This window comes from Rhizobium esperanzae, assembly GCF_002204185.1.
Lineage (GTDB): Bacteria > Pseudomonadota > Alphaproteobacteria > Rhizobiales > Rhizobiaceae > Rhizobium > Rhizobium esperanzae.
Genome location: NZ_MXPU01000001.1, coordinates 370,450 through 391,014 on the forward strand (window position 1 = coordinate 370,450; position 20,565 = coordinate 391,014).

Sequence of the window (20,565 nt, forward strand, 5' to 3'; positions counted from 1 at the left end):
GCCGCTACCGACTTTCGCGGCTTTTCTGATGTGACCGGTCCTGCCAAAAGGGCCGGTCTTGTTTTTTGCGGGCAATTGCAGTCCTATCGGCCGGATCAGCGCCACCAGGATCAGCCCTTGCCCGATCTTCTCAATCTGCTCACCGATATCGAAGGCGTTTCCGTCGGCCATGCGACCAACCTCGCGCTGGGATCCGGCGTCACGGTCATCGTCTTCGACGAGCCGGCGGTCGCATCCGGCACGGTGCTCGGCGGCGCGCCGGGCGGACGCGACACCAGTCTGCTCGACCCGTCGATGACTGTCAGTGCCGTCGATGCCTTCGTGCTCTCGGGCGGCTCGGCCTTCGGGCTCGATGCAGCCGGCGGCGTGCAGGCCGGCTTGCGCGAAGCCGGCCGCGGCTTTGCCGTGGGTACGGTGCGAATACCGATCGTGCCGCAAGCGATCCTGATGGACTTGCTGAATGGCGGCGACAAGGATTGGGGCCTTCACTCCCCCTATCGTGAGATGGGTTATGCGGCATTGAAGGCCGCGACGAAGGGCGTATTTCCGCTCGGCACCGCCGGCGCCGGCACCGGGGCGACGACGGCCACCTTCAAGGGCGGGCTCGGCTCGGCCAGTGCCGTCAGCAGCGCCGGCCATCGCATCGCTGCGATCGTCGCCGTCAATGCGCTCGGTTCGGCAACGATCGGCGACGGGCCGCATTTCTGGGCGGCACCCTTCGAGAAATATGGCGAATTCGGCGGGCTCGGCATGCCTGCGACGACCGATCACCGGATGCGGCTCAAGGGGATGACTACGCCGGCAACGACGATCGGCGCGGTCGTCACCGACGCGCAGTTGACGAAGGCGGAAGCGCATCGGCTTTCACTTGCCGGTCATGACGGCCTTGCCCGGGCGCTGCTGCCGGCCCATCTGCCGCTCGACGGCGATACCGTCTTTGCCGCTTCGACGGCCAAACATTCAAGAAATGACATGGCAAGCCTGATGGAGCTTTGCCACCTCGCCACTATCGTCATGGCGCGGGCGATCGCGCGCGGCGTCTATATGGCGAGCGCCCTTCCGGCGGAAGGCGGACAAATAGCATGGCAAGACCGCTATGCTGAACGCCATTGATTGAATAGGGTCTCAACCTGATAGAATGGCGGAGATAAGTGAATGCAGATCCTGCCGCTGATGTATTTTCGACGAGCTGGTGAGAACCAAATCATGTGCCGGGGGATATGATCAACAAAGTTTCGTTTGCGTCTTCGGCGCGCTTCATCAAGCGGCTTTCCCTCGTTGCTGCGTTATCGGCCGGTCTCGTAGTGACGGCAATGACACCGGCGGAAGCGGCCAAGACCACCCTCAATCTCGGCATGAGCGTCGAACCAACAGGCCTCGACCCGACGATCGCCGCGCCGGTCGCGATCGGCCAGGTCACCTGGCAGAATGTATTCGAGGGGCTGGTGACGATCGATCAGACCGGCAAGGTCCAGCCGCAGCTGGCAAAGAGCTGGGAGATTTCGGCCGATGGCCTGATCTATACCTTCAAGCTGCGGACCGGCGTCAAATTTCATGACGGCGAAGCCTTCGATGCCGCCGCCGCCAAATTTACGCTCGACCGCGCCCGCGGGACGGATTCAGTCAATCCGCAGAAGCGCTTCTTCGCCTCGATCGCCTCGATCGAGACGCCGGATGCCGAAACGCTGGTGCTGCATCTCTCGGCGCCGACCGGCAGCCTGATCTACTGGCTGGGCTGGCCGGCATCTGTCATCGTCGCCCCGAAGACGGCCGACAACGACAAGGTCATGCCGATCGGCACCGGTCCCTTCAAGTTCGTCAGCTGGACGAAGGGCGACAGGGTCGAACTCATCAGGAATGGCGACTACTGGAACAAGGATGCCTCTGCCAAGCTCGAGAAGGTGACCTTCCGTTTCATCCCCGATCCGCAGGCGCAGGCGGCCGCGCTGAAATCGGGCGATCTCGATACCTTTCCGGAATTTGCCGCGCCCGAGCTGATGAGTTCCTTCGACGGCGATGCCAGGCTCATCACCAAGGTCGGCAATACCGAACTCAAGGTCATCGCCGGCATGAACAATGCCAAGAAGCCCTTCGACGACAAGCGCGTCCGCCAGGCGCTGATGATGGCGATCGACCGGCAGACGGTGATCGACGGCGCATGGTCCGGCCTTGGCACGCCGATCGGCAGCCATTACACGCCGAACGATCCGGGCTACCAGGACATGACCGGCGTCCTGCCCTATGATGTCGAAAAGGCGAAGGCGCTGCTGGCCGAAGCCGGCTATCCCAACGGCTTCACCTTCACGATCAAATCACCGCAGATGGCCTATGCGCCGCGCAGCGCCCAGGTGATGCAGGCAATGTTTGCCGAAATCGGCGTGACGATGAATATCGAGCCGACCGAATTTCCGGCGAAATGGGTCCAGGACGTTATGAAGGATCGCAACTTCGACATGACGATCGTCGCTCATGCCGAACCGCTCGACATCGACATCTACGCACGCGATCCCTATTATTTCAACTACAGGAACCCGGCCTTCGATGCGCTGATGAAGAAGGTCCAGGAGACCGCCGATCCCGCCGCACAAAATGCGGTTTACGGCGAGGCGCAGAAGATTCTCGCCGAGGACGTGCCGGCGCTCTACCTCTTCGTCATGCCGAAACTCGGCGTCTGGGACAGGAAGCTGAAGGGGCTGTGGGAGAACGAGCCGATTCCGTCGAATGTGCTGTCGGGGGTTTCCTGGGAGGAGTGAGCGGCGGGCCTGGTGGGGACGCGAAAAAGAGGATGGCCTTGGACAGATCCGAGATGTATTTGGCCGATAGAGCGCGCAGCCCTTTCCCTGGCTCGCTAAGCCCGTTCAGCCGGGACCGACATGGTTTGATTTCGCTGGATGGCACTCCTGGCGTCAGCGCTTTCGATGACTCCTTCCACCCACCCCGCCCTCCGTCATGCTCGGCCTTGAGCCGATCATCCACACGGCATCCACCAGCAGCCGCGACATGGATCCTCGGCTCAAGGCCGAGGATGACGGAGACTGGGGTTGACCTTCTCGCCAAACTCAACGTCAGCCCATGGGAGAGCCGCCGTGCCACCTCGGCAGCGCAGCCCACATGATCGCCCTCCTCGCCCGCCGCTTCGCCGGTCTCCTCGTCACCCTCCTGATCGTCTCACTGCTGATATTCACCGTCATGGATCTCCTGCCCGGCGATCCAGCCTCGATCATGCTCGGCACCTCGGCAAGCCCGGAAACGCTGGCGGCGCTGCGTCACGAGCTCGGTCTCGACCAGCCGCTCATCCTGCGTTACGGGCAATGGCTGGCTGGCGTGGTGTGGGGCAATCTCGGCCAATCCTATACCTATGGCGTTCCCGTTGCGGGACTGATCGTCGAGCGGCTGGCGGTGACGCTGCCGCTGGCGCTGATGGCAATCGTACTGTCGGTGGCGATTGCGCTGCCGCTCGGCGTGCTGGCCGCTTCGCGCCGCGGCGGTGTCTTCGCTGTCATCGCAACGCTGTTTTCGCAAATCAGCATCGCCGTGCCCGCCTTCTGGGTGGCGCTGCTCTTGATCATGCTTTTTTCGACGATGCTCGGACTGATGCCGGCCGGCGGCTTTCCGGGGTGGGGCGCCGGTCTTCTGCCGGCGGTGCAGGCGCTTGTCATGCCGGCCGTGGCGCTGGCGCTGCCGCAGGCGGGGGTGTTGACGCGCGTCGCACGTTCGGCGGTGCTCGAAACGATGCATGAGGATTTTGCCCGCACCGCCGTCGCCAAGGGACTGTCACGCAGTGCGGTACTGTGGCGACATGTCGTGCCTAATGCGCTGATCCCGATTCTGACGATGATCGGGCTGCAATTCACCTTTCTTGTCGCCGGCGCGGTGCTGGTGGAAAACGTCTTCTACCTGCCGGGTCTCGGGAGGCTCGCCCTTCAGGCACTCTCCCAGCGCGACGTCATCGTGATGCAGGACGTCGTGCTGTTCTTCGCGGGCTTGGTCATCGTGGTGAATTTCATCGTCGATCTCTCCTATCTGGCGATCGATCCCAGGATGAGGAAGGCGGCCTGAAGCATGACTTCCGTCATTTCCGCCACCATCATCAGCCGCCGGGGTTTAAAACTTAGCCGGCGAATTAACTTGATATCCGGAGCGGTGATCATTGGCCTGCTGGTCGCCGTTGCGCTGCTGTCGCTCGCATGGACACCCTTGCCGCCGGCGAAGATGCAGATCATCCATAAACTGCAGCCGCCGCTCGCCTTCGGCCTGCTTGGCACGGATCAGTTCGGCCGCGACGTGGCCTCGATGCTGATGGCGGGATGCTGGAACTCCCTATCGGTCGCCATTACCGCGGTTGCGATCGGCGGGACGCTCGGCTCGATATCAGGCATCTCCGCCGCGGCGATCCGGGGTCCGGCCGAAGCGCTGCTGATGCGCATCTGCGACGTCATCTTCGCCTTGCCGCCGATCCTGTCGGCGATGGTGCTCGGCGCCTTTCTCGGGCCCGGGCGGTTCACCGCGATCACAGCGATCGCCGTCTTCATGATCCCGGTCTTTGCACGGGTGACGCTGGCGACCTCGCTGCAGGCCTGGAGCCGCGATTATGTGACGGCGGCGCGCGCGATCGGCAATACGCGCCTGACCATTTCGCTGCGCCATGTGCTGCCGAACATCATCGGCCAGATCATCGTGCATGGGACAATCCAGCTCGGGCTGGCGATCCTGACCGAAGCCGGCCTCAGCTTTCTCGGGCTCGGCATGGCGCCGCCGGCGCCGACATGGGGCCGGATGCTTGCGGATGCGCAAACCTATCTGGCGCTGGCCCCCTGGCTGGCGGTCCTGCCCGGCCTTGCCATCGCGCTCACCGTCCTCGGCTTCAACATGCTCGGCGACGGGTTGCGCGATCTTCTCGATCCACGCGAGGCGAGCCGCTGATGGCCGAAACCGACCTTACCATCCGTGAACTCAGGCGACGCTTCGCCGACAAGAGCCTCTCGCCGCTCGAATACTGGCTCTCCCTCGAAGACCATATCGCCGCCTGGGAGCCGTCGATTTCAGCACTCTACCTCTACGACCCGGAGGCGGCGCGCGTGCAGGCGAAAGCTTCGACGGAGCGCTGGGCGAAGGGACGAACGCTCGGCACGCTCGACGGCGTCCCGGCAACGCTGAAAGAACTGATCGCGACGGAGGGCCAGCCGGTGCCACTCGGCACCAGAGCGGTGGAACTGAAGCCGGCGGAGGCCGACGCGCCGGCTGCCGCGCGGCTGCGCGAGGACGGCGCTGTGATCTTCGCCAAGACCACCTGTCCCGACTACGGCATGCTTTCCTCCGGCCTGTCGAGCTTTCATCCTCTCAGCCGCAATCCCTGGAACATCGCGCAGAATCCCGGCGGATCGAGCGCCGGCGCCGCGGCCGCGGCGGCGGCCGGTTACGGGCCGCTGCACATCGGCACAGATATTGGCGGTTCGGTACGGCTTCCTGCCGGCTGGACCGGCATCTTCGGCTTCAAGCCGAGCCACGGGCGCATTCCGGCCGATCCCTATTATGTCGGGCGCTGTCTCGGCCCGATGACGCGCACCGTCGAGGATGCCGCTTTTTCGATGGCGACGCTGTCGCGACCCGACTGGCGCGACGGCACCAGCCTGCCGCCCAACGATTTCGACTGGATGGATTTCGTTGTCGACATGTCAGGCATGAAGATCGGCCTGATGCTCGATGCCGGTTGCGGGTTTGCTGTCGATGATGAGATCAGGGTCGCGGTCGAATCGGCGGCGAAACGTTTCGAGAAAGCCGGCGCGACCATCGTCTCCGTTCAACCGGTGCTGACGCGCGCGATGCTTGACGGGCTCGACACGTTCTGGCGCGCCCGTCTGTGGAGCGATATCGCAGGGCTTAACGAAGAGCGGCGCGACAGCATCCTGCCCTATATCCGGGATTGGGCGAAGGCCGGCGCCGATATCAGCGGCGTCGATGCCGTCAGAGGCTTCAATCAGACGATCGAAATGCGCAGGAGCTGCGGACGGCTGTTCACCACGGTCGACGCCCTGCTTTCGCCGACCAATCCCATCATCTCCTATCCGGCGGAATGGGCATCGCCGACCAACGATCCGACGAGGCCGTTCGAACATATCGCCTTCACCGTAGCGTGGAACATGTCGGAGCAGCCGGCCGCCTCGATCAATTGCGGCTTCTCACGGTCGGGCATGCCAATCGGGCTGCAGATCGTCGGACCGCGTTTCGACGACATGCGGGTGCTCAGACTGTCGAAAGCCTTCGAGGATTGGACCGGGGGCGTGAGCGTCTGGCCGCAGCGGCCGATCACCTAGCTAAACGGGCGGCGATAGCCGGTCGGCCGTTGGTATAGCGAGCCGATGCGCTCGACGGCCGCCTCGAAATTCTCGCGCGCCACCGTCATGCTGTGGCCGTTGGCGTGAAGAATGGTTTGGGGATCCTCGAAAATGGCGACATGGCCCTTCCAGAACACCAGGTCGCCGCGGCGGATCTCCGAGCGGTCGATCGGCTCGCCGAGTCCGGCCGCCTGCATGTCGGTATCACGCGGCGCCGGTCTGCCCACCATCAGCATCGCCAGTTGGATGAGGCCGGAGCAATCGATGCCAAGGCCGGATCGGCCGCCCCAGAGATAGGGTGTCTCGAGGAAACGGGCGGCGATGCCGACATAATCGGCACCGTCGAGAGCGCCGATCGGCTGCACGTGTCTGGCGAAGATCGCCGTGCCGTCCGTCAGTACGACGTAGTGATTGCCGCGCACCTCCGCCTCGCCGGCGACGTGAACGCGGCTTCCCATCGACAGGATGGCCCGGTGCGGTTTGCGCAGTTCCGGCTCCGGATAGAGGAAGGTGCGCTGGACGGTGACGATGTGGGTCGGCGCCGGTCCGGTTTGCGAGAGCGCCTCCGCCTTGAGATAGCCGACATAGCCGTCGGAGACAGCTTTCACCCAACACCAGCCGTCGGCACGATCGAAAACGGTCACATCCTCGCCGAGGAGCAGTTCCGTATCGATGCCGCGGGCAAGGTCCGGCTCAGGGCGCAGGGCGGCGACGGGAAGGGCAACACGCGCTGCGGCGCCTTCCACGAATCGCGACGCCTCCACCTTGCCCTCGAGCCCCGCTTCCGCGAGATCCGGCCGATAGGCATGCAGGCGGCGGTCGAGCATCGTCATTTATCTTCCTTTCAGATCGGCAGCCGGCGGCCCTGATCCCGCACGAGATCGCCGAGCTTTTCCAGATAAAGCGCACCGCCGACGGTACGTTTGATGATCACATTGCGGCGGTCGGCATCGTCGCGCACGCGATCAACCAGGCCCATCTCACCCATCGTATCCAAGGCGCGGGTAATGACAGGCTTGGTGACGTTGAGCGTGGCGGCAAGCCCGCGCACGGTGTGGGGTGGCGGCACGAGATAAATATGCAGCAGGATCGCCATCTGGCGCAATGTCAAATCGCGGTCGTCATGACGAACCTGATCGAGCGCCACGCCATGCCAAAGCCCCAGCGCCTGCGAGGCGGTCAGTTCGATCGGCACGGCCCCTCCGGAAATCGTTACGCTAGCGTTTCATTTTCCGGCAGTTGTCGTGGACATGCAAGTGGTGGCGAGAACAGCCGCCCGGCAGGGTGAATAAAATTTTAACGATTGGCCGCGAGGCGCCGCGTGAGGCGGCGTCGCAACCTCTTTTGCATCCGTCAGCGCAGGCTTCCGCGGATATGATGAAAGAGCGCGCGGATCGCCTGTGCTTCGCCGCCGCCCGGCGAATGCGGCCGTTCGGACGGAGCCCAGCCGTAAATGTCGAAATGCGCCCAGCTCTTGGTCTTGCTGACGAAGCGCTTGAGGAAAAGCGCGGCGGTGATCGACCCCGCCATGCCACCGGCCGGGGCATTGGTCAGGTCGGCGAATTTGGCGCGGATATCCCTTTCGTAGCCGGCATAGAGAGGCAGGCGCCAGATCGGATCGTCCGTCTCCAGGCTTGCCTCGGTCAGATCATGGGCCAGATTGGCATCATCGGTGAAGAAGGGCGGAAGATCCGGACCGAGGGCAACGCGGGCAGCCCCGGTCAGCGTCGCCATGTCGATCAGGAGTTCGGGCTCTTCCTCATCGGCATAGGCAAGCGCATCGGCCAGGATCAAACGGCCCTCGGCGTCGGTATTGTCGATCTGGACGGTGAGGCCCTTGCGGCTGCGATAAATGTCGCCTGGGCGGAAGGCGTTGGAGGAGATGGCGTTTTCGACGACCGGGACGATGACGCGCAGATCGACCTTCAGCTTGGCGTCCATGATCATCAGGGCGAGCCCCATGACATTCGCCGCGCCTCCCATGTCCTTCTTCATCAGCAGCATCGAGGCGGCAGGCTTGATATCGAGACCGCCGGTATCGAAGCAGACACCCTTGCCGACGAGCGTCACCTTGCGATGACCCTTCTTGCCCCAGCGCAGTTCGAGAAGGCGGGGCGCATCGGCGCTGGCGCGGCCGACGGTATGGACAAGCGGGAAATTCTGCTCGAGCAACTCGTCGCCCTTCACAACGGATATTTCCGCCTTGTAATGTGCGGCCAGGGCGCGGAAGGCGGCCTCGAGCTGGTCCGGCCCCATATCGTTCGTCGGCGTATTGATGAGGTCGCGGGCAAGAAAGACGCCGGCGAGCTGGCGCTTGATGTCGGCGCCGTCGGCATCGCGGGGAATCATCAAGGTCGCTGCCGGCGACTTTTCCGATTTGTAGCGATCGAAACGGTAGCTGCCGAGCCCGAAGCCGAGGGCGAGGCGATTCGCCGTCAGCGGCGCGGTCTCGATGTGCCAGTCGCCGGCGGGCAGCGCACGGGCCAGCCTGCCGGTGATGTAGGGCTGTTCCGACGGGTTGGTGCCGAGGCCGAAAAGCGCGCCGCCGAGATGGCCGTCGGCGGTCGGGATCAGCAAGAGCGAGCCGCTTTCGGCCTTGTAGCCCGCCTTGCGCGCCCAATCGAGCGCAATCGGATCGATCGTGCCGGTGTCGATGTGGGCAGGCGTGACGGCAAAGATCGGCAGCGTCGAGCCACCTTTCGTGTTGAAAGGAGTCGGTCTTTCGATGAACTGATAGGGGGCCATGATTGTCCTTCGGCGGTCGCCAGGAATCGTTCCTTAACGGTCTGTTAGGGTTAACAGACTATTGCTGGAGCGAAGATTGCGTCAAACCTTTCCCTGTTCCGCTTCGAGGTCAGGCGCCGATTTCGGAATCAGGAACGCAACATGCCCGCCTCGCGCATCACCATATCCATGAACCATATCCTGCGCGGCGCAGCAGCTTCGCTGATCATCCTCGCGCTTGCCGGCTGCTCGACGACGGCCAAGGACCGGATGACGACAGGCTCGGTGCCGAAGCTTACCAAGCCGCTCGAAGAGATGGATGCGACCGAGCTGCGCTCGGCGACGGATCGGATCGGCCAGGCCTATGAAAAGAATCCGCGCGATCCCGTCAACGGCGTCAACTATGCCAACCTGCTGCGCATGAGCGGCCGCGACGCGCAGGCGCTCGCCGTCATGCAGCAGGTGGCGATCGCCAATCCGGGCGACCGCAATGTGCTGGCCGCCTACGGCAAGGCGCAGGCGGCGGCCGGTCAGTTCCAGCAGGCGCTCGACACGCTCGGCCGCGCCCAGACACCGGATCGCCCCGACTGGAGGCTGATCTCGGCCGAAGGCGCAATTCTCGACCAGATGGGCCGGGCGAGCGAGGCCCGGCAGCGCTACCGCGACGCGCTCGACATTCAGCCGAATGAACCTTCAATCCTTTCCAACCTCGGCATGTCCTACGTGCTGACCGGCGATCTGCGCACGGCCGAAACCTATCTGCACTCCGCCGCCGGCCAGCCGACCGCCGACAGCCGCGTTCGGCAGAATCTTGCCCTCGTCGTCGGCCTGCAAGGGCGTTTTGCGGAAGCGGAACAGATCGCACGGCGGGAGCTTTCGCCGCAGCAGGCCGATGCCAATGTCGCCTATCTCAGGGGCATGCTCTCACAGCAGAATTCCTGGCAGAAACTCGCTGCCAAGGACAAGACGCCGGGCGCAGCTGATGGCAGCAACACGAACTGATCTCGTCATTTTGCCGGATGACCAGGCCTTCTCCGCCTGTTCTACCTGATGCTAAGGCCCGAGAGAATGAGCCGCAGACCAAGGCCGCCCATCACCGCACTGGCGGCCCTGTCGATCCAGCCTTTGGCATGGAGATAGAGCTGCCGCGGGTGGCGGGCCGAAAAGGCGAGCGCCACGATCGAATACCACCCCGCCTCCACCGCGAAGACGCCGACCGGCAGCGCCACGAGAAGATCGAGCGGCACCGTTCTCGGCAGAAGCGCCGCAAAGAGACTGGCGTAGACGATGATCGTCTTCGGGTTGCTGAGCTGCGTCAGCACTGCGGTGATGAAGCTGCGCATGGGCGCACGATGGCCATTGACGGCATCGGAAAGCTCGATCGGCTTTGCGGCGCCTCGCCAGATATTGACGGCGATGTAGAGGAGATAAGCCCCGCCCGCTACCTTGAGCAGCACATAGAGCCATTCGAATTGCGACAGCAACGCCGTCAGACCGGCGAGCGCCAGGCCGGCGAAAACGACGCCGCCGGCGCCCATGCCGAATGCGGCCGCAAGTCCATCCAGCCGCGAACGCGAGATGGCGATCCTGGAGACGACGACGAAGCTCGGGCCGGGGCTCATCGCGCCGACGGCCAAGGCTGCCATGATGCTGATGAAAATGCCTGCGGAAGACATCGGAACCTCTCTTTCGGGATCGGATTGCGCTGGAAAAAGCGGCGGCCACTTCCGTGCTCCCCGACCGTCCGATCCGGTTTACCAGCTATGCCAGCGCCGGTCACGCGGGTCGAAGGCCCCTGCGGTTCAGAACCTATCCGCCACCTGGATGCCGGCCGGGCCGAGGATGACGGCGATCAGCACCGGCAGGAAGAACAGGATCATTGGCACCGTCAGTTTCGGCGGCAGGGCGGCCGCCTTCTTTTCCGCTTCGTTCATCCGCTCGTCGCGTCCTTCCTGAGCCAGAACGCGCAGGGCCTGTGCAACCGGCGTGCCGTAGCGGTCCGCCTGGATCAGCGCCTGGGTCACCGAACGCACCAGCTCGAGCTGCGTGCGCGCAGCGAGATTATCGAGCGCCACGCGGCGATCCGGCAGGAAGGAGAGTTCGGCGGTGGTCAACACCATCTCCTCGGCAAGCGGCGGCGACTGCTCGCCGAGCTCCTCCGACACGCGACGCATCGCCGCCTCCATCGAGATGCCTGATTCGACGCAGATCAGCATCAGGTCCAGCGCATCCGGCCAGGCGCGCTTGATCGAGTGCTGACGCTTGCTCATGCGGTTGGAGATATAAATATTCGGCGCGTAAAAGCCGAGATAGGCGATGCCGATGACGGCGAGCATACGCATGGGCATGCCGCGATCAGCAAGGCCGCCGAGACCGAAGACCCAGAAGGCGGCGAGCGCGAGGAAGAGAAATGGCAGCAGGAAGCGTGCGACGAGAAAGGTATTCAGCGCGTTTTCCGAGCGAAAACCGGCGGCGCGCAGCTTGTTGACCGTGTTTTCGTCGACAAGCGCCTTACGCAGGTTGAAGCGTTCGACGATCTGGCGGACCGAGCGATTGTTCTGGTTCCTGAGCGAAGTCTTGCCGGCGCCCGGTTCCGTGTTCATGCGGGCGCGTTCGCGGGCGCGGATCTGCTCGCGCTCGGTCGAGACCGCTTTCATGCGCTTGTTGAGATCGCCGCGCTCGAAGAAGGGCACGGCGATCGTGTAAAAAGTCGCGAAGACGGCGATCGCGACGAAAACAGCGATCAGCACGCTCGGATTGGTCAGCGTTGCGGCAAGATCCTGCGACATGGTGCTTCTCTCCCGCTAGATGTCGAAATTGACCATGTTGCGCATGACGAGGATGCCGATCGACATCCAGACCGCCGAGGCGCCCATGATGAAATGGCCGCGCGGATCAGTGAAAAGGACGATCATGTAGTTCGGCGACGTGAGGTAAACGAGGGTCGCGACGATAAAGGGCAGAGCGCCGATGATGACGGCGGACGCCTTGGCTTCCATCGACAGCGCCGAGACCTTCGCCTTCATCTTCCTGCGCTCGCGCAGCACCTTTGACAGGTTGCCGATCGCTTCGGAGAGATTGCCACCTGCCTGCGACTGAATGGCGATGACAATCGCGAAGAAGTTGACTTCCTGGAGCGGCATCTGAAGCGTCATGCGGGCGCAGGCGTCGGGAATGCTGAGGCCAACCTGCTGGGCCTCGATAACGCGGCGAAATTCGCTCTTCACCGGCTCAGTGCCTTCGGTCGCGATAAGGCGGATCGCATCGTTGAGCGGCAATCCCGATTTGATCGAACGGGTGATGACATCGAGCGCATTGGGGAACTCGTTGAGGAACTTGTTCTGGCGGCGCTTGATCAGGAAACCAATGACCCAACGCGGCAGACCGAGTCCGGCCACGAAAGCGATGCCGATCATGACCAGCCACGACGCGCCGATGATGAAAGCCATGAATAGCAGCACCGAAGCGAAAATGGCGCTGAAGAGATAGAACTGCGTCAGCGTGACCGTCAGGCCGGCCTGCACCAGCCGCAATTTCATCGACAGGGTCTTCTTGGTCTTTTCGTTCTGGCGTTTTTCCAGATCCCTCAGGTTGTCCTGCACCGATTTGCGCCGCTTCGACATCTCCTGCACCCGGTCGCGGGCGGCCTTGACCTTGGCGCGGTCGACCTCGGCCGATTTGACACGGTTGATGCGGCTTGCCGATTTCTTGTCGGCCTCGATCCGGGAAAACAACAGGGCATAGGCGACCGCCGCGGCGGAGACAGCGGCGAGGACGACGATTGCCAGGACTACCGGATCGAATCCGAACATCACCCTATTCCTTCGATTTCGCTTCCATCGCGTCGAGGGCGGCGGCCAGGCGCTTTTCCTCGTTGAAGTAACGAGCCCGATCCCAGAAATGCGGTTTGCCGACGCCGGTCGACATGTGCCGGCCGACCAGTCGGCCGCCCGCATCTTCGCCTTCGATCTCGTATCGCATCAGATCCTGGGTGATGATGACGTCGCCTTCCATGCCGATCACCTCGGTAATCTGGGTGATGCGACGCGAACCATCGCGCAGCCGCGCCGCCTGGATGATGACGTCGACGGAGGTGGAGATAATCTCGCGAACCGTCTTTGCCGGTAGCGAGAAGCCGCCCATGGCGATCATCGATTCGATACGGCTCAGGCATTCGCGCGGCGTGTTGGCGTGGATCGTGCCCATCGAGCCGTCGTGACCGGTGTTCATCGCCTGCAGCAAGTCGAAGACTTCAGGTCCGCGCACTTCACCGACGATGATGCGTTCGGGACGCATGCGCAGGCAGTTCTTGACGAGATCGCGCATGGTGATCTCGCCCTCGCCTTCGATATTCGGCGGGCGCGTTTCGAGACGCACGACGTGCGGCTGCTGCAGCTGCAGTTCGGCCGTGTCCTCGCAGGTGATGACGCGCTCATCCCGGTCGATATAGTTGGTGAGGCAGTTCAGGAGGGTCGTTTTGCCCGAGCCCGTGCCGCCCGAGATGATGACGTTGCAGCGCACGCGCCCGATGATCTGCAGCACGGTCGCGCCTTCCGGCGTGATCGCGCCGAAGCGGACGAGCTGATCGAGCGTCAGCTTATCCTTCTTGAACTTGCGGATGGTGAGCGCCGGCCCATCGATCGACAGCGGCGGCGCGATGACGTTGACGCGCGAGCCATCGGGCAGGCGCGCGTCGCAGATCGGGCTCGATTCATCGACGCGGCGGCCGACCTGGCTGACAATGCGCTGGCAGATGGAGAGAAGCTGCGCATTATCGCGGAAGCGGATTTCCGATTCGATCGTCTTGCCGCCGACTTCGATGAAGGTCTGGCCGGCGCCGTTGACCATGATATCGGCGATGTCGTCGCGCGCTAGCAACGGCTCCAGCGGACCGTAGCCCAGAACGTCATTGCAGATATCCTCGAGCAGTTCTTCCTGCTCGGAGATCGACATCGCAAAGTTCTTGATGGTGATGATGTCGTTGACAATGTCGCGGATTTCCTCACGCGCGCTTTCGCCATCGAGCTTGGAAAGCTGCGAGAGATCGATCGTGTCGATCAGCGCGGAAAAGACCTGCTGCTTGGTATCATAATATTCCTCGGTGCGAACCGGTCGTTTGCGCTGCGGCGCCTGCATCGGCGGCGGTGTCACCTGCTGGCGCGAGGGTTCGCGCTGCGGTTCGACGAGAACGGCAGGAGAAGAGGCCACGGCGGCGGCCGGGGTCGGCGGCGGAGGAGCAATCGCGCCTCCGGCCTTTCCGAAACCTTCGTTTCCGCGTTTTCCAAACATGCCGCTTAATCCGATCTCTTCATTCTAGTCATCTATTTCCGCTTCAGGAGGCCGAGCAGGCCGCCCTTCTTCGCCTTCTTGATGGCGACCCGGCCGGTGACGATGTGCGATATCTGCGAAAAGGTCTCGGCCGTCGGCGACTTCGGATCGACTTCCGAGATCATCCGGCCGCTGTTGGCGGCGTTGCCGAAGAGGTTGATGTCAAAGGGAATGATCGCGATCGGATCGGCCTCCAGCGGCTCGCAGAAATCCGACGGCGATATCTCCGGACGTTTCGGCATGCCGACCTGATTGAGGATCAGATGCGGCGGCTTGTCATTCGGCCGCATCTTGCGCAGCGCATCCAGCATGTTTTTGGTGTTGCGCAGGTTGGCTAGGTCGGGAACCGCCGTGATGACCACCTCGTCGACGCTCGCCAGCACCGAGCGCGTCCATTCCGACCACGCGTGCGGAACGTCGAGCACGGTGACGGGCGCGCTGCGCTGCAGGACATCGAGCACCGGCTGGAAAGCCTGGCCATCGAAATCATAAGCGCGGTCGAGCAGCGAGGGTGCGGCAAGCAGGGAAAGGTGCTCGGAGCATTTCGTCAGCAGGCGGTCGAGAAAGACCTCGTCGAGCCGATCGGGCGCAAAGACCGCTTCGGCGATGCCTTGCGCCGGATCCTGATCGAAATCGATATTCGCCGTGCCATAGGGCAGGTCGAGATCGGCGAGTATAGTCTCGGTGGAGAAAAGATTGGAAATGCCGAAAGCGCAATTATGCGCGATGGTCGAGGCGCCGGTCCCGCCTTTCGAACCGATGAAGGCGATGCTGCGGCCGAGCGGTTCGGCTTCCGGATCAACGAATATCGACGCCATCGCCGTCAGAATGTCGGGCATGGCGACCGGCTGAACCATATATTCGGAAATGCCGTTGCGGATGAGTTCGCGATAGAGCCCGATATCATTGTAGTAGCCGACGATCACGACCTTGGTGGTCGGGTCGCAGACGGCGGCGAGCGGCGCAAGTTCGCCGAGCAGGCTTCCGGAATTGGCTTTGGTCTCGAGTATGATCAGGTTCGGCGTCGGCGCGGCGGCGAACATATTGGCGGCAGCGGCTATGCCGCCGCTGGTGATGCGCACGCTTACCTTCGCCATGCGCCGATCATTGGCGCAGCGTTCCATGACATGCTGCAGGGCCTCGCTTTCGCAAAAGGCGTGAACAGAGATGCGCGGCAACGGCCGCATAGTTTCCAGATCTGCCATCCGCACCGCCTCTTCGGCGTGGCGAAGTTCGCTGGGATTCCTGATTTCGTATTCGATTGCGCTCATCGTGCCGTTCCGCCTCAGAATCCGCTGTCGCTGGCATCTTCGATCGTCGTCGACGTCGTCCGGTATTCCTGGATGGCGTTGTTGCGCCTCTGTGCATCGATCGGGGTCATGCCGCGAGGCGCCACCAGGTCCTCAGGATTAGCGATCTGGGCGGCGAGGTTATTTTGCGAGGCGCAGCCAAAATTATAATAATTCTGGTTGGCGAGATCGTTCGAGATATCCTTCGGCCACTGGCCGCATTGCGTGGTGATCGCCGTCGTGCCGGTAAAGCTCAACCGGATCGGCGCGGCATCGCCGGCGCCGGCAGCGGCATAGGAGGTATTGATGATTTTCGAGCTCGCGACCCCTCTTGTCGTCAGTTCGGCACGCACCTGATTGCGCAACTGATAGGCGGCCGCGGAATTGGGCGAACCTTCCGGCGATAGGACGTAAACCGGGCCCGAGGCGCGTGAAATGTAGTTGGCAGCAAAGCCGCGGATGAGATCGCGCTGGGCGATGGTCAGGCGGCGGTCGGTCGAGGCGACGGGTATATCCACCGTCTGCTCGGCCTCGGTGACGATGATCGGATGGCGGGCGCGGTAGTCGTCGGGAATTCCGCCTGTCGTCAGCTGGTCATGCGGACCGGCGCATCCGGAAAGGATCGCCACCGACATGACGGCCGTGGTAAAAAGCGCCCTGGAGTAACCGAGGCGGTGTGTCGTCGCATTGATATGGGCCATCGCCTGATCTCTGTTCTGTGCCATTGCTGCCGATCGTGCCCCGCTCATTTGTAGATGAACCCGATCGAGCCGTGGAACTGCGCATCGGCGACGGGCGCCTCGCGGCGGCCATAGACCTTGTTCACACGGTTGAGGAAGAAGGTTGCGCCGTCATTCTCAGGGCTGAAATTGTCATCCGGCCGGTTGAGCTGATTGCGCGCCACCGGACGCACCAGGTAGGGTGTGGCGATGATGACAAGCTCGGTTTCCTGACGCTCGAAGCCCTTCTGGCGGAACAGCGTGCCGAGAAGCGGGATCTTCGAGACGCCGGGAGTGCCGCCCATCGTCTGGGAAACATTGTCGCGGATGAGGCCGGCCAGAGCGATCGAGCCGCCGGAGGGCAGTTCCACCGAGGTCTCCGCCGAGCGGCGCTGATAGGTGGCGTTGCCGCTGCCGGCCACCGGCTCGGAGACGTTGGTCTTGATCTGCAGACTGATGCGCCCGGACGAGAGCACCACCGGCTTGAAGGCGAGGTTGATACCGTAGTTGAAGGGAACGACGGTGACGTTTCCATCGCTGTCGGTCGTCGAATACAGTTGCTGACCGCCGGAATTGAATGTTGCCGCCTGGCCAGAGATTGCCGTCAGCGTCGGCTCTGCAAGCGTCCTGACGACCTTGGCCTGCTCCAGCGCGTTGAGATAAGTCGAAATGTCATATTTGCCGATCGAGCTCTTGAACAGCGCTGCCAGGCCACCGCCGACAGTGGCTGTGGCGCTGTCAGCGCTCGGAGCGCCAAGCTGAGCAACCGTCATGCCGGAAGAATTGGAGACGAGATTGTCGAAGCCGAGTTGCTTCAGGACCTCGCGGCGAACCTCGGCGATCGTCACCTTGAGGGTGACCTGGTCCTCGCCCTGGATCTGCAGCAGGTTGACGACCTGCGAGGTCTGGCGGCCTTCGGCAAAGAGCGCCGCCGAGCTGTCGCCGCCGGTGCCGGATGCCGTCTCGGTTCTTGTCGTCGCTTCGCCGCCCTTCAGGAAGACCTGCGCCAGATCGGCCGCCTGGGTGGCATCCTGCGGCGTGCGCACGGTGCCGGTCAGAACGATATTGTCGGAGACAATTTCGACTTTGATGTTGGAGTCGGGAATGAAGCGGCGGAGATTGGTTTCAAGGCCGGAGACATCGCGCTCGATCTCGATGTCGAGATTGACGACCTCCTGCCCGCCGGCGCCGAAGACAAAGATATTCGTCTGGCCGACCTTCTTGCCGAACAGGTAGATGCGCCGCGAAGTGCGGGTAACGGCATCAGCCATTGTCGGGTCGGAGACGAGGATATCGTGAGCATCCTCCGGCAGATCGACGACGACGGCCTTGTTCAGCCCGAGCTTCAGCCGGCGATGGGCGTCGGGGCCGGTCTGCGAGATGCGGACAAGGCTTTCCGCGGCACGCGCCTCATTGACAACGAGAAGCGGTCCGAAAGAGGCCGGTGCCATGCCGGTCGCGCCGACTGCCAGCGAAAGGCAGCCTGTCAGGAGAAGCTTGGCGCGCCGTGTTGAATTGCCCATTTGCACGTCCTTTACTCCGCCTTCGGCGCTGCGCCGGCATCCGTCACGACGGAGCCCGACTTGATGACCTGAATGATCGCGCTGCCGTTGTCGCCGCTCAGCAGATAGTCCGCCGCACTGGTATCCTGCTCCTGCGCATCGGCGACGGAGCGCAGAGCGAGCGAAAGTCGGTCAGCCATCTGCTGGGCAACGGCGAGAACTTTCGTCTGGTCCGGGGTCAGCTCGAGCGTTGCGGTTGTGCCGACCACGGTCTTGGAGCCATCGTCCTTTTCCTGGATCTGCTGGTCGATGGCGAGAACGCGCACATTGCTCAGCACGGTCTCGGTGATGAGCTTGTTGGCCTCGGTACCCTTGCGGACCATGATGACATCGACGCGATCGTTCGGCAGGATGAAACCGCCGGCGCCCGTTGCCACAGATATCTCGGTCGCGACCGCGCGTTTGCCGGCCGGCAACAGCGAGGACAGGATGCGGCTGCTGGAATCGGCGACTTTTTCAGGCCGGATCGGCTCGCCTTCGAAAATCGGCAGACGCACGACGGCGCCCTGCAGATCCTTGATCGCATCCGGCTTGTCAGCCTCGGTGATGAAGCCCTGGACCACGCCGCCCTGCGGCCAGGGCATCCAGCGCACCGATTTCTCATCGAGCCTTGCTCCGACCGGCAAATTGCCGCTCGAGACGAGGATATTGACGGTGGGTTCTTTCTCGATAACCGACTGCACCTGGGTGACGACGCCACCGCTGCCGGCCATGCGCATCGCCAGGAGCCCGGCTAGGCCGGCTGCCACCACGGCGACAGCGAGAATTATAAGGCGGGCCGGTTTCATCGATCATCCTCAGGGCACGATATGTTCGCCCTGCAGAATGCTCAGGAATTGGTATAATTATGGTTAATGGAATGCTTACATTTTAAGTTAACGGGCATTTAAAATGCGGTTATTTCAAGCTTTCCAGCGCAGCGATGAAGAGCGGCGAAGACGGGAAGGCCATGAAGCCGCCGATCGCGATGGCGATGCCGTAGGGGATCTTCTTGGCGAGCAGCAAAGAGTTCGGCACCGGCAGGCCGATCGCAAGGATGGTATTCGACTGTGCCCTCACCAGCAGGATGAGCAGGGTGATGAGGCCGCCGATAATGGCAACATCGGTCATCAGGAAAAGCAGGGATTCGTTCAGACCGAACCAGAGCGCGGTGGCGGTCAACAGCTTGGCGTCTCCGCCGCCCATCACATTGAAGGCAAAAAGAGCGAAGCATGCGGTAAAGACGAGCGCGCCGGCGGCCAGATGCATGCCGATCATCTGGAAGCCCAGGCCGCAAAACGGCGCAAGAACGAAGAAAGAGCCGATAAGGATCAGGGAAACACGGTTCGGAATCGTCATGGTGAACAGATCCGAAAAGGCCGCCATGGCGAGGCAGAGTGGCAGTATCACGAAGACTGCAGCTGCGATCATGCGTATACCCGATCATAGTAAGACACGAAAAGGCTCACGGCCGTTAAGCCTGTGAGCCCGCTCGAAAGTTTCGCCGAAGCAAATCCGGCCGACATTATACCGACGCCGCCCGGTAAGGCCTAACTCAGCCGCCGCTCGCGGTCTCAGCGTTCGTCATCTTGGTGCTCAGGCCGTTGAATGTGTTGCCGATCTTCTGGCCGAGGGTCGTGGCGCCGGCGATGAGTGCTACGGAAATGAGGGCTGCGATCAGGCCGTATTCGATTGCGGTCGCGCCGGATTCGTCCTTCAGAAAACGGCTAAAAAGCTTGGTCATGGGTACTCCTAACTCCAGTTGATGTTCAGCACGTCCGCCAACTGTTGCCGTTGATCGGATGAACCGCAATCTAATGAATGGGCGTTTCCAGCGGCTTAAGAAAAAGAGTTAACAGCCTGTGAAGCCCGCTATACGCTTCAGCAGGGTAAGCTTTACCTTATTCATTTCTCTCAATGTTTAACGATATTCAGAGGTTGCCAGCGGGATTCTTATCGAAATAGCACAGGTACTGCATTCAGTCGGAACCTGCGCCACCCGGAGCCCGTGCCAAATCAGATCATCCTGCTTCACCGCGAAACAGCATGGCGAGTTTAAGGCTTCATTCACCATTTTTTTCCATTCTATGCGCCTATTGCGCTGTGATCGTGAAAGAGGACCAAATGTCATCGAGCGGCAAAACCATTTTCTTTGCCGGCATGATCGCCGTTTCCGGTATTTCGGGAGTTTCCTCGGCCGCAGACGATGACATGCTGCGCGTCTATATGGATCACGCGCGCGTCTTGAAGCTCGACCGCCCCGTCAGCAAGGTCATCGTCGGCAACGCCCAGGTCGCCGACGCGACCGTAGCCGATGCCAAGACGATCGTGCTGACGGGACGCAGCTTCGGCACCACCAATCTGGTTCTTCTGGATGCCGACGGCAATGCGATCCTGGACGAGCGCATCCTTGTGTCGATAGACGAGGGCAACACGGTGCGCGTCTACCGGCAGACCGAGCGCTCCGTGCTGTCCTGCACGCCCAATTGCGAGCAGCATGCGCAGCAAGCGGCCGCCGGCACCACGTCACCCTGATCGACCCGGTTCGGATCTTCTGGCATTCCTTAAAATCGTCGTATCGGCCTGAAACGGAAAATCAACGAACGCACCCTAGTGTGGCAGACAGAGA

20 protein-coding genes are annotated in these 20,565 nt (G+C 62.4%); 7 read left to right on the plus strand and 13 right to left on the minus strand.

The genetic code is table 11. The annotated features are described in order from the left end of the window. Positions 1-117 precede the first annotated feature (117 nt). The 5 genes from B5E41_RS01865 to B5E41_RS01885 all read left to right on the plus strand — a co-directional run bounded on the left by B5E41_RS01865 (position 118) and on the right by B5E41_RS01885 (position 6,314). Complete coding sequence (locus tag B5E41_RS01865) at positions 118-1,113, plus strand: P1 family peptidase (RefSeq protein ID WP_088390768.1); 996 nt, start codon at positions 118-120, stop codon at positions 1,111-1,113. Between the two features lie 107 nt (positions 1,114-1,220). Beyond that, positions 1,221-2,753: an ABC transporter substrate-binding protein gene (locus tag B5E41_RS01870; RefSeq protein WP_088390583.1), complete on the plus strand. Its 1,533-nt coding sequence runs from the start codon at positions 1,221-1,223 to the stop codon at positions 2,751-2,753. 358 nt (positions 2,754-3,111) lie between these two features. After that, entirely contained in the window at positions 3,112-4,059 is a 948-nt protein-coding gene (locus B5E41_RS01875) for an ABC transporter permease (RefSeq protein WP_088390585.1), read from the plus strand. 3 nt (positions 4,060-4,062) lie between these two features. After that, positions 4,063-4,923 carry an ABC transporter permease gene (locus tag B5E41_RS01880; protein ID WP_088390587.1) on the plus strand — a complete coding sequence of 287 codons (861 nt, stop codon included), beginning with the start codon at positions 4,063-4,065 and terminating at the stop codon, positions 4,921-4,923. Further along, entirely contained in the window at positions 4,923-6,314 is a 1,392-nt protein-coding gene (locus B5E41_RS01885) for an amidase (RefSeq protein WP_088390589.1), read from the plus strand. Before B5E41_RS01880 ends, B5E41_RS01885 begins: the two co-directional genes overlap by 1 nt. Here B5E41_RS01885 and B5E41_RS01890 read toward each other — a convergent pair. The 3 genes from B5E41_RS01890 to B5E41_RS01900 form a co-directional block, all read right to left on the minus strand. After that, positions 6,311-7,168 (minus strand): C40 family peptidase, encoded by an 858-nt coding sequence (locus tag B5E41_RS01890; protein ID WP_088390591.1) that lies wholly within the window; start codon positions 7,166-7,168, stop codon positions 6,311-6,313. The genes B5E41_RS01885 and B5E41_RS01890 overlap by 4 nt on opposite strands. 11 nt (positions 7,169-7,179) lie before the next feature. Then, on the minus strand, positions 7,180-7,530 hold the full coding sequence (locus tag B5E41_RS01895; RefSeq protein WP_011423607.1) for a MarR family transcriptional regulator: 351 nt from the start codon (positions 7,528-7,530) through the stop codon (positions 7,180-7,182). A gap of 158 nt (positions 7,531-7,688) precedes the next feature. Beyond that, positions 7,689-9,080, minus strand: coding sequence for a leucyl aminopeptidase family protein (locus B5E41_RS01900; RefSeq protein WP_088390593.1), 1,392 nt, complete (start codon positions 9,078-9,080; stop codon positions 7,689-7,691). A 141-nt stretch (positions 9,081-9,221) separates the two neighbouring features. Between B5E41_RS01900 and B5E41_RS01905 the strand changes: the two genes are divergently transcribed. After that, positions 9,222-10,061, plus strand: coding sequence for a tetratricopeptide repeat protein (locus tag B5E41_RS01905; protein ID WP_088390595.1), 840 nt, complete (start codon positions 9,222-9,224; stop codon positions 10,059-10,061). A gap of 41 nt (positions 10,062-10,102) precedes the next feature. Here B5E41_RS01905 and B5E41_RS01910 read toward each other — a convergent pair whose 3' ends face one another. The 10 genes from B5E41_RS01910 to B5E41_RS01955 all read right to left on the minus strand — a co-directional run bounded on the left by B5E41_RS01910 (position 10,103) and on the right by B5E41_RS01955 (position 19,680). Continuing rightward, on the minus strand, positions 10,103-10,735 hold the full coding sequence (locus B5E41_RS01910; RefSeq protein WP_088390597.1) for a LysE family translocator: 633 nt from the start codon (positions 10,733-10,735) through the stop codon (positions 10,103-10,105). A gap of 126 nt (positions 10,736-10,861) precedes the next feature. Further along, a complete protein-coding gene (locus B5E41_RS01915) occupies positions 10,862-11,848 on the minus strand; it encodes a type II secretion system F family protein (protein ID WP_088390599.1) in 987 nt (328 codons plus the stop codon). Positions 11,849-11,863: 15 nt separating this feature from the next. After that, positions 11,864-12,871 (minus strand): type II secretion system F family protein, encoded by a 1,008-nt coding sequence (locus tag B5E41_RS01920; protein ID WP_088390601.1) that lies wholly within the window; start codon positions 12,869-12,871, stop codon positions 11,864-11,866. Positions 12,872-12,875: 4 nt separating this feature from the next. Continuing rightward, a complete protein-coding gene (locus B5E41_RS01925; protein ID WP_088390603.1) occupies positions 12,876-14,348 on the minus strand; it encodes a TadA family conjugal transfer-associated ATPase in 1,473 nt (490 codons plus the stop codon). A 32-nt stretch (positions 14,349-14,380) separates the two neighbouring features. Continuing rightward, on the minus strand, positions 14,381-15,658 hold the full coding sequence (locus B5E41_RS01930; protein ID WP_088390605.1) for a CpaE/TadZ family protein: 1,278 nt from the start codon (positions 15,656-15,658) through the stop codon (positions 14,381-14,383). Between the two features lie 14 nt (positions 15,659-15,672). Continuing rightward, complete coding sequence (locus B5E41_RS01935; RefSeq protein WP_088390607.1) at positions 15,673-16,425, minus strand: CpaD family pilus assembly protein; 753 nt, start codon at positions 16,423-16,425, stop codon at positions 15,673-15,675. Continuing rightward, complete coding sequence (locus tag B5E41_RS01940; protein ID WP_088390609.1) at positions 16,422-17,918, minus strand: type II and III secretion system protein family protein; 1,497 nt, start codon at positions 17,916-17,918, stop codon at positions 16,422-16,424. The genes B5E41_RS01935 and B5E41_RS01940 overlap by 4 nt, the downstream gene beginning before the upstream one ends. Before the next feature lie 11 nt (positions 17,919-17,929). Next, the gene (gene cpaB, locus B5E41_RS01945; RefSeq protein ID WP_088390611.1) at positions 17,930-18,745 is read right to left on the minus strand and encodes a Flp pilus assembly protein CpaB; all 816 of its coding nucleotides are present in this window, start codon (positions 18,743-18,745) and stop codon (positions 17,930-17,932) included. A gap of 109 nt (positions 18,746-18,854) precedes the next feature. After that, entirely contained in the window at positions 18,855-19,367 is a 513-nt protein-coding gene (locus tag B5E41_RS01950) for an A24 family peptidase (protein ID WP_088390613.1), read from the minus strand. Between the two features lie 124 nt (positions 19,368-19,491). Next, positions 19,492-19,680, minus strand: coding sequence for a Flp family type IVb pilin (locus B5E41_RS01955; RefSeq protein WP_088390615.1), 189 nt, complete (start codon positions 19,678-19,680; stop codon positions 19,492-19,494). A gap of 380 nt (positions 19,681-20,060) precedes the next feature. On the opposite strand from B5E41_RS01955, the gene B5E41_RS01960 reads away from it, so the two are divergent. Beyond that, positions 20,061-20,471, plus strand: a complete 411-nt coding sequence (locus tag B5E41_RS01960; protein WP_064809269.1) for a pilus assembly protein N-terminal domain-containing protein — start codon at positions 20,061-20,063, stop codon at positions 20,469-20,471. Positions 20,472-20,565 lie beyond the last annotated feature (94 nt).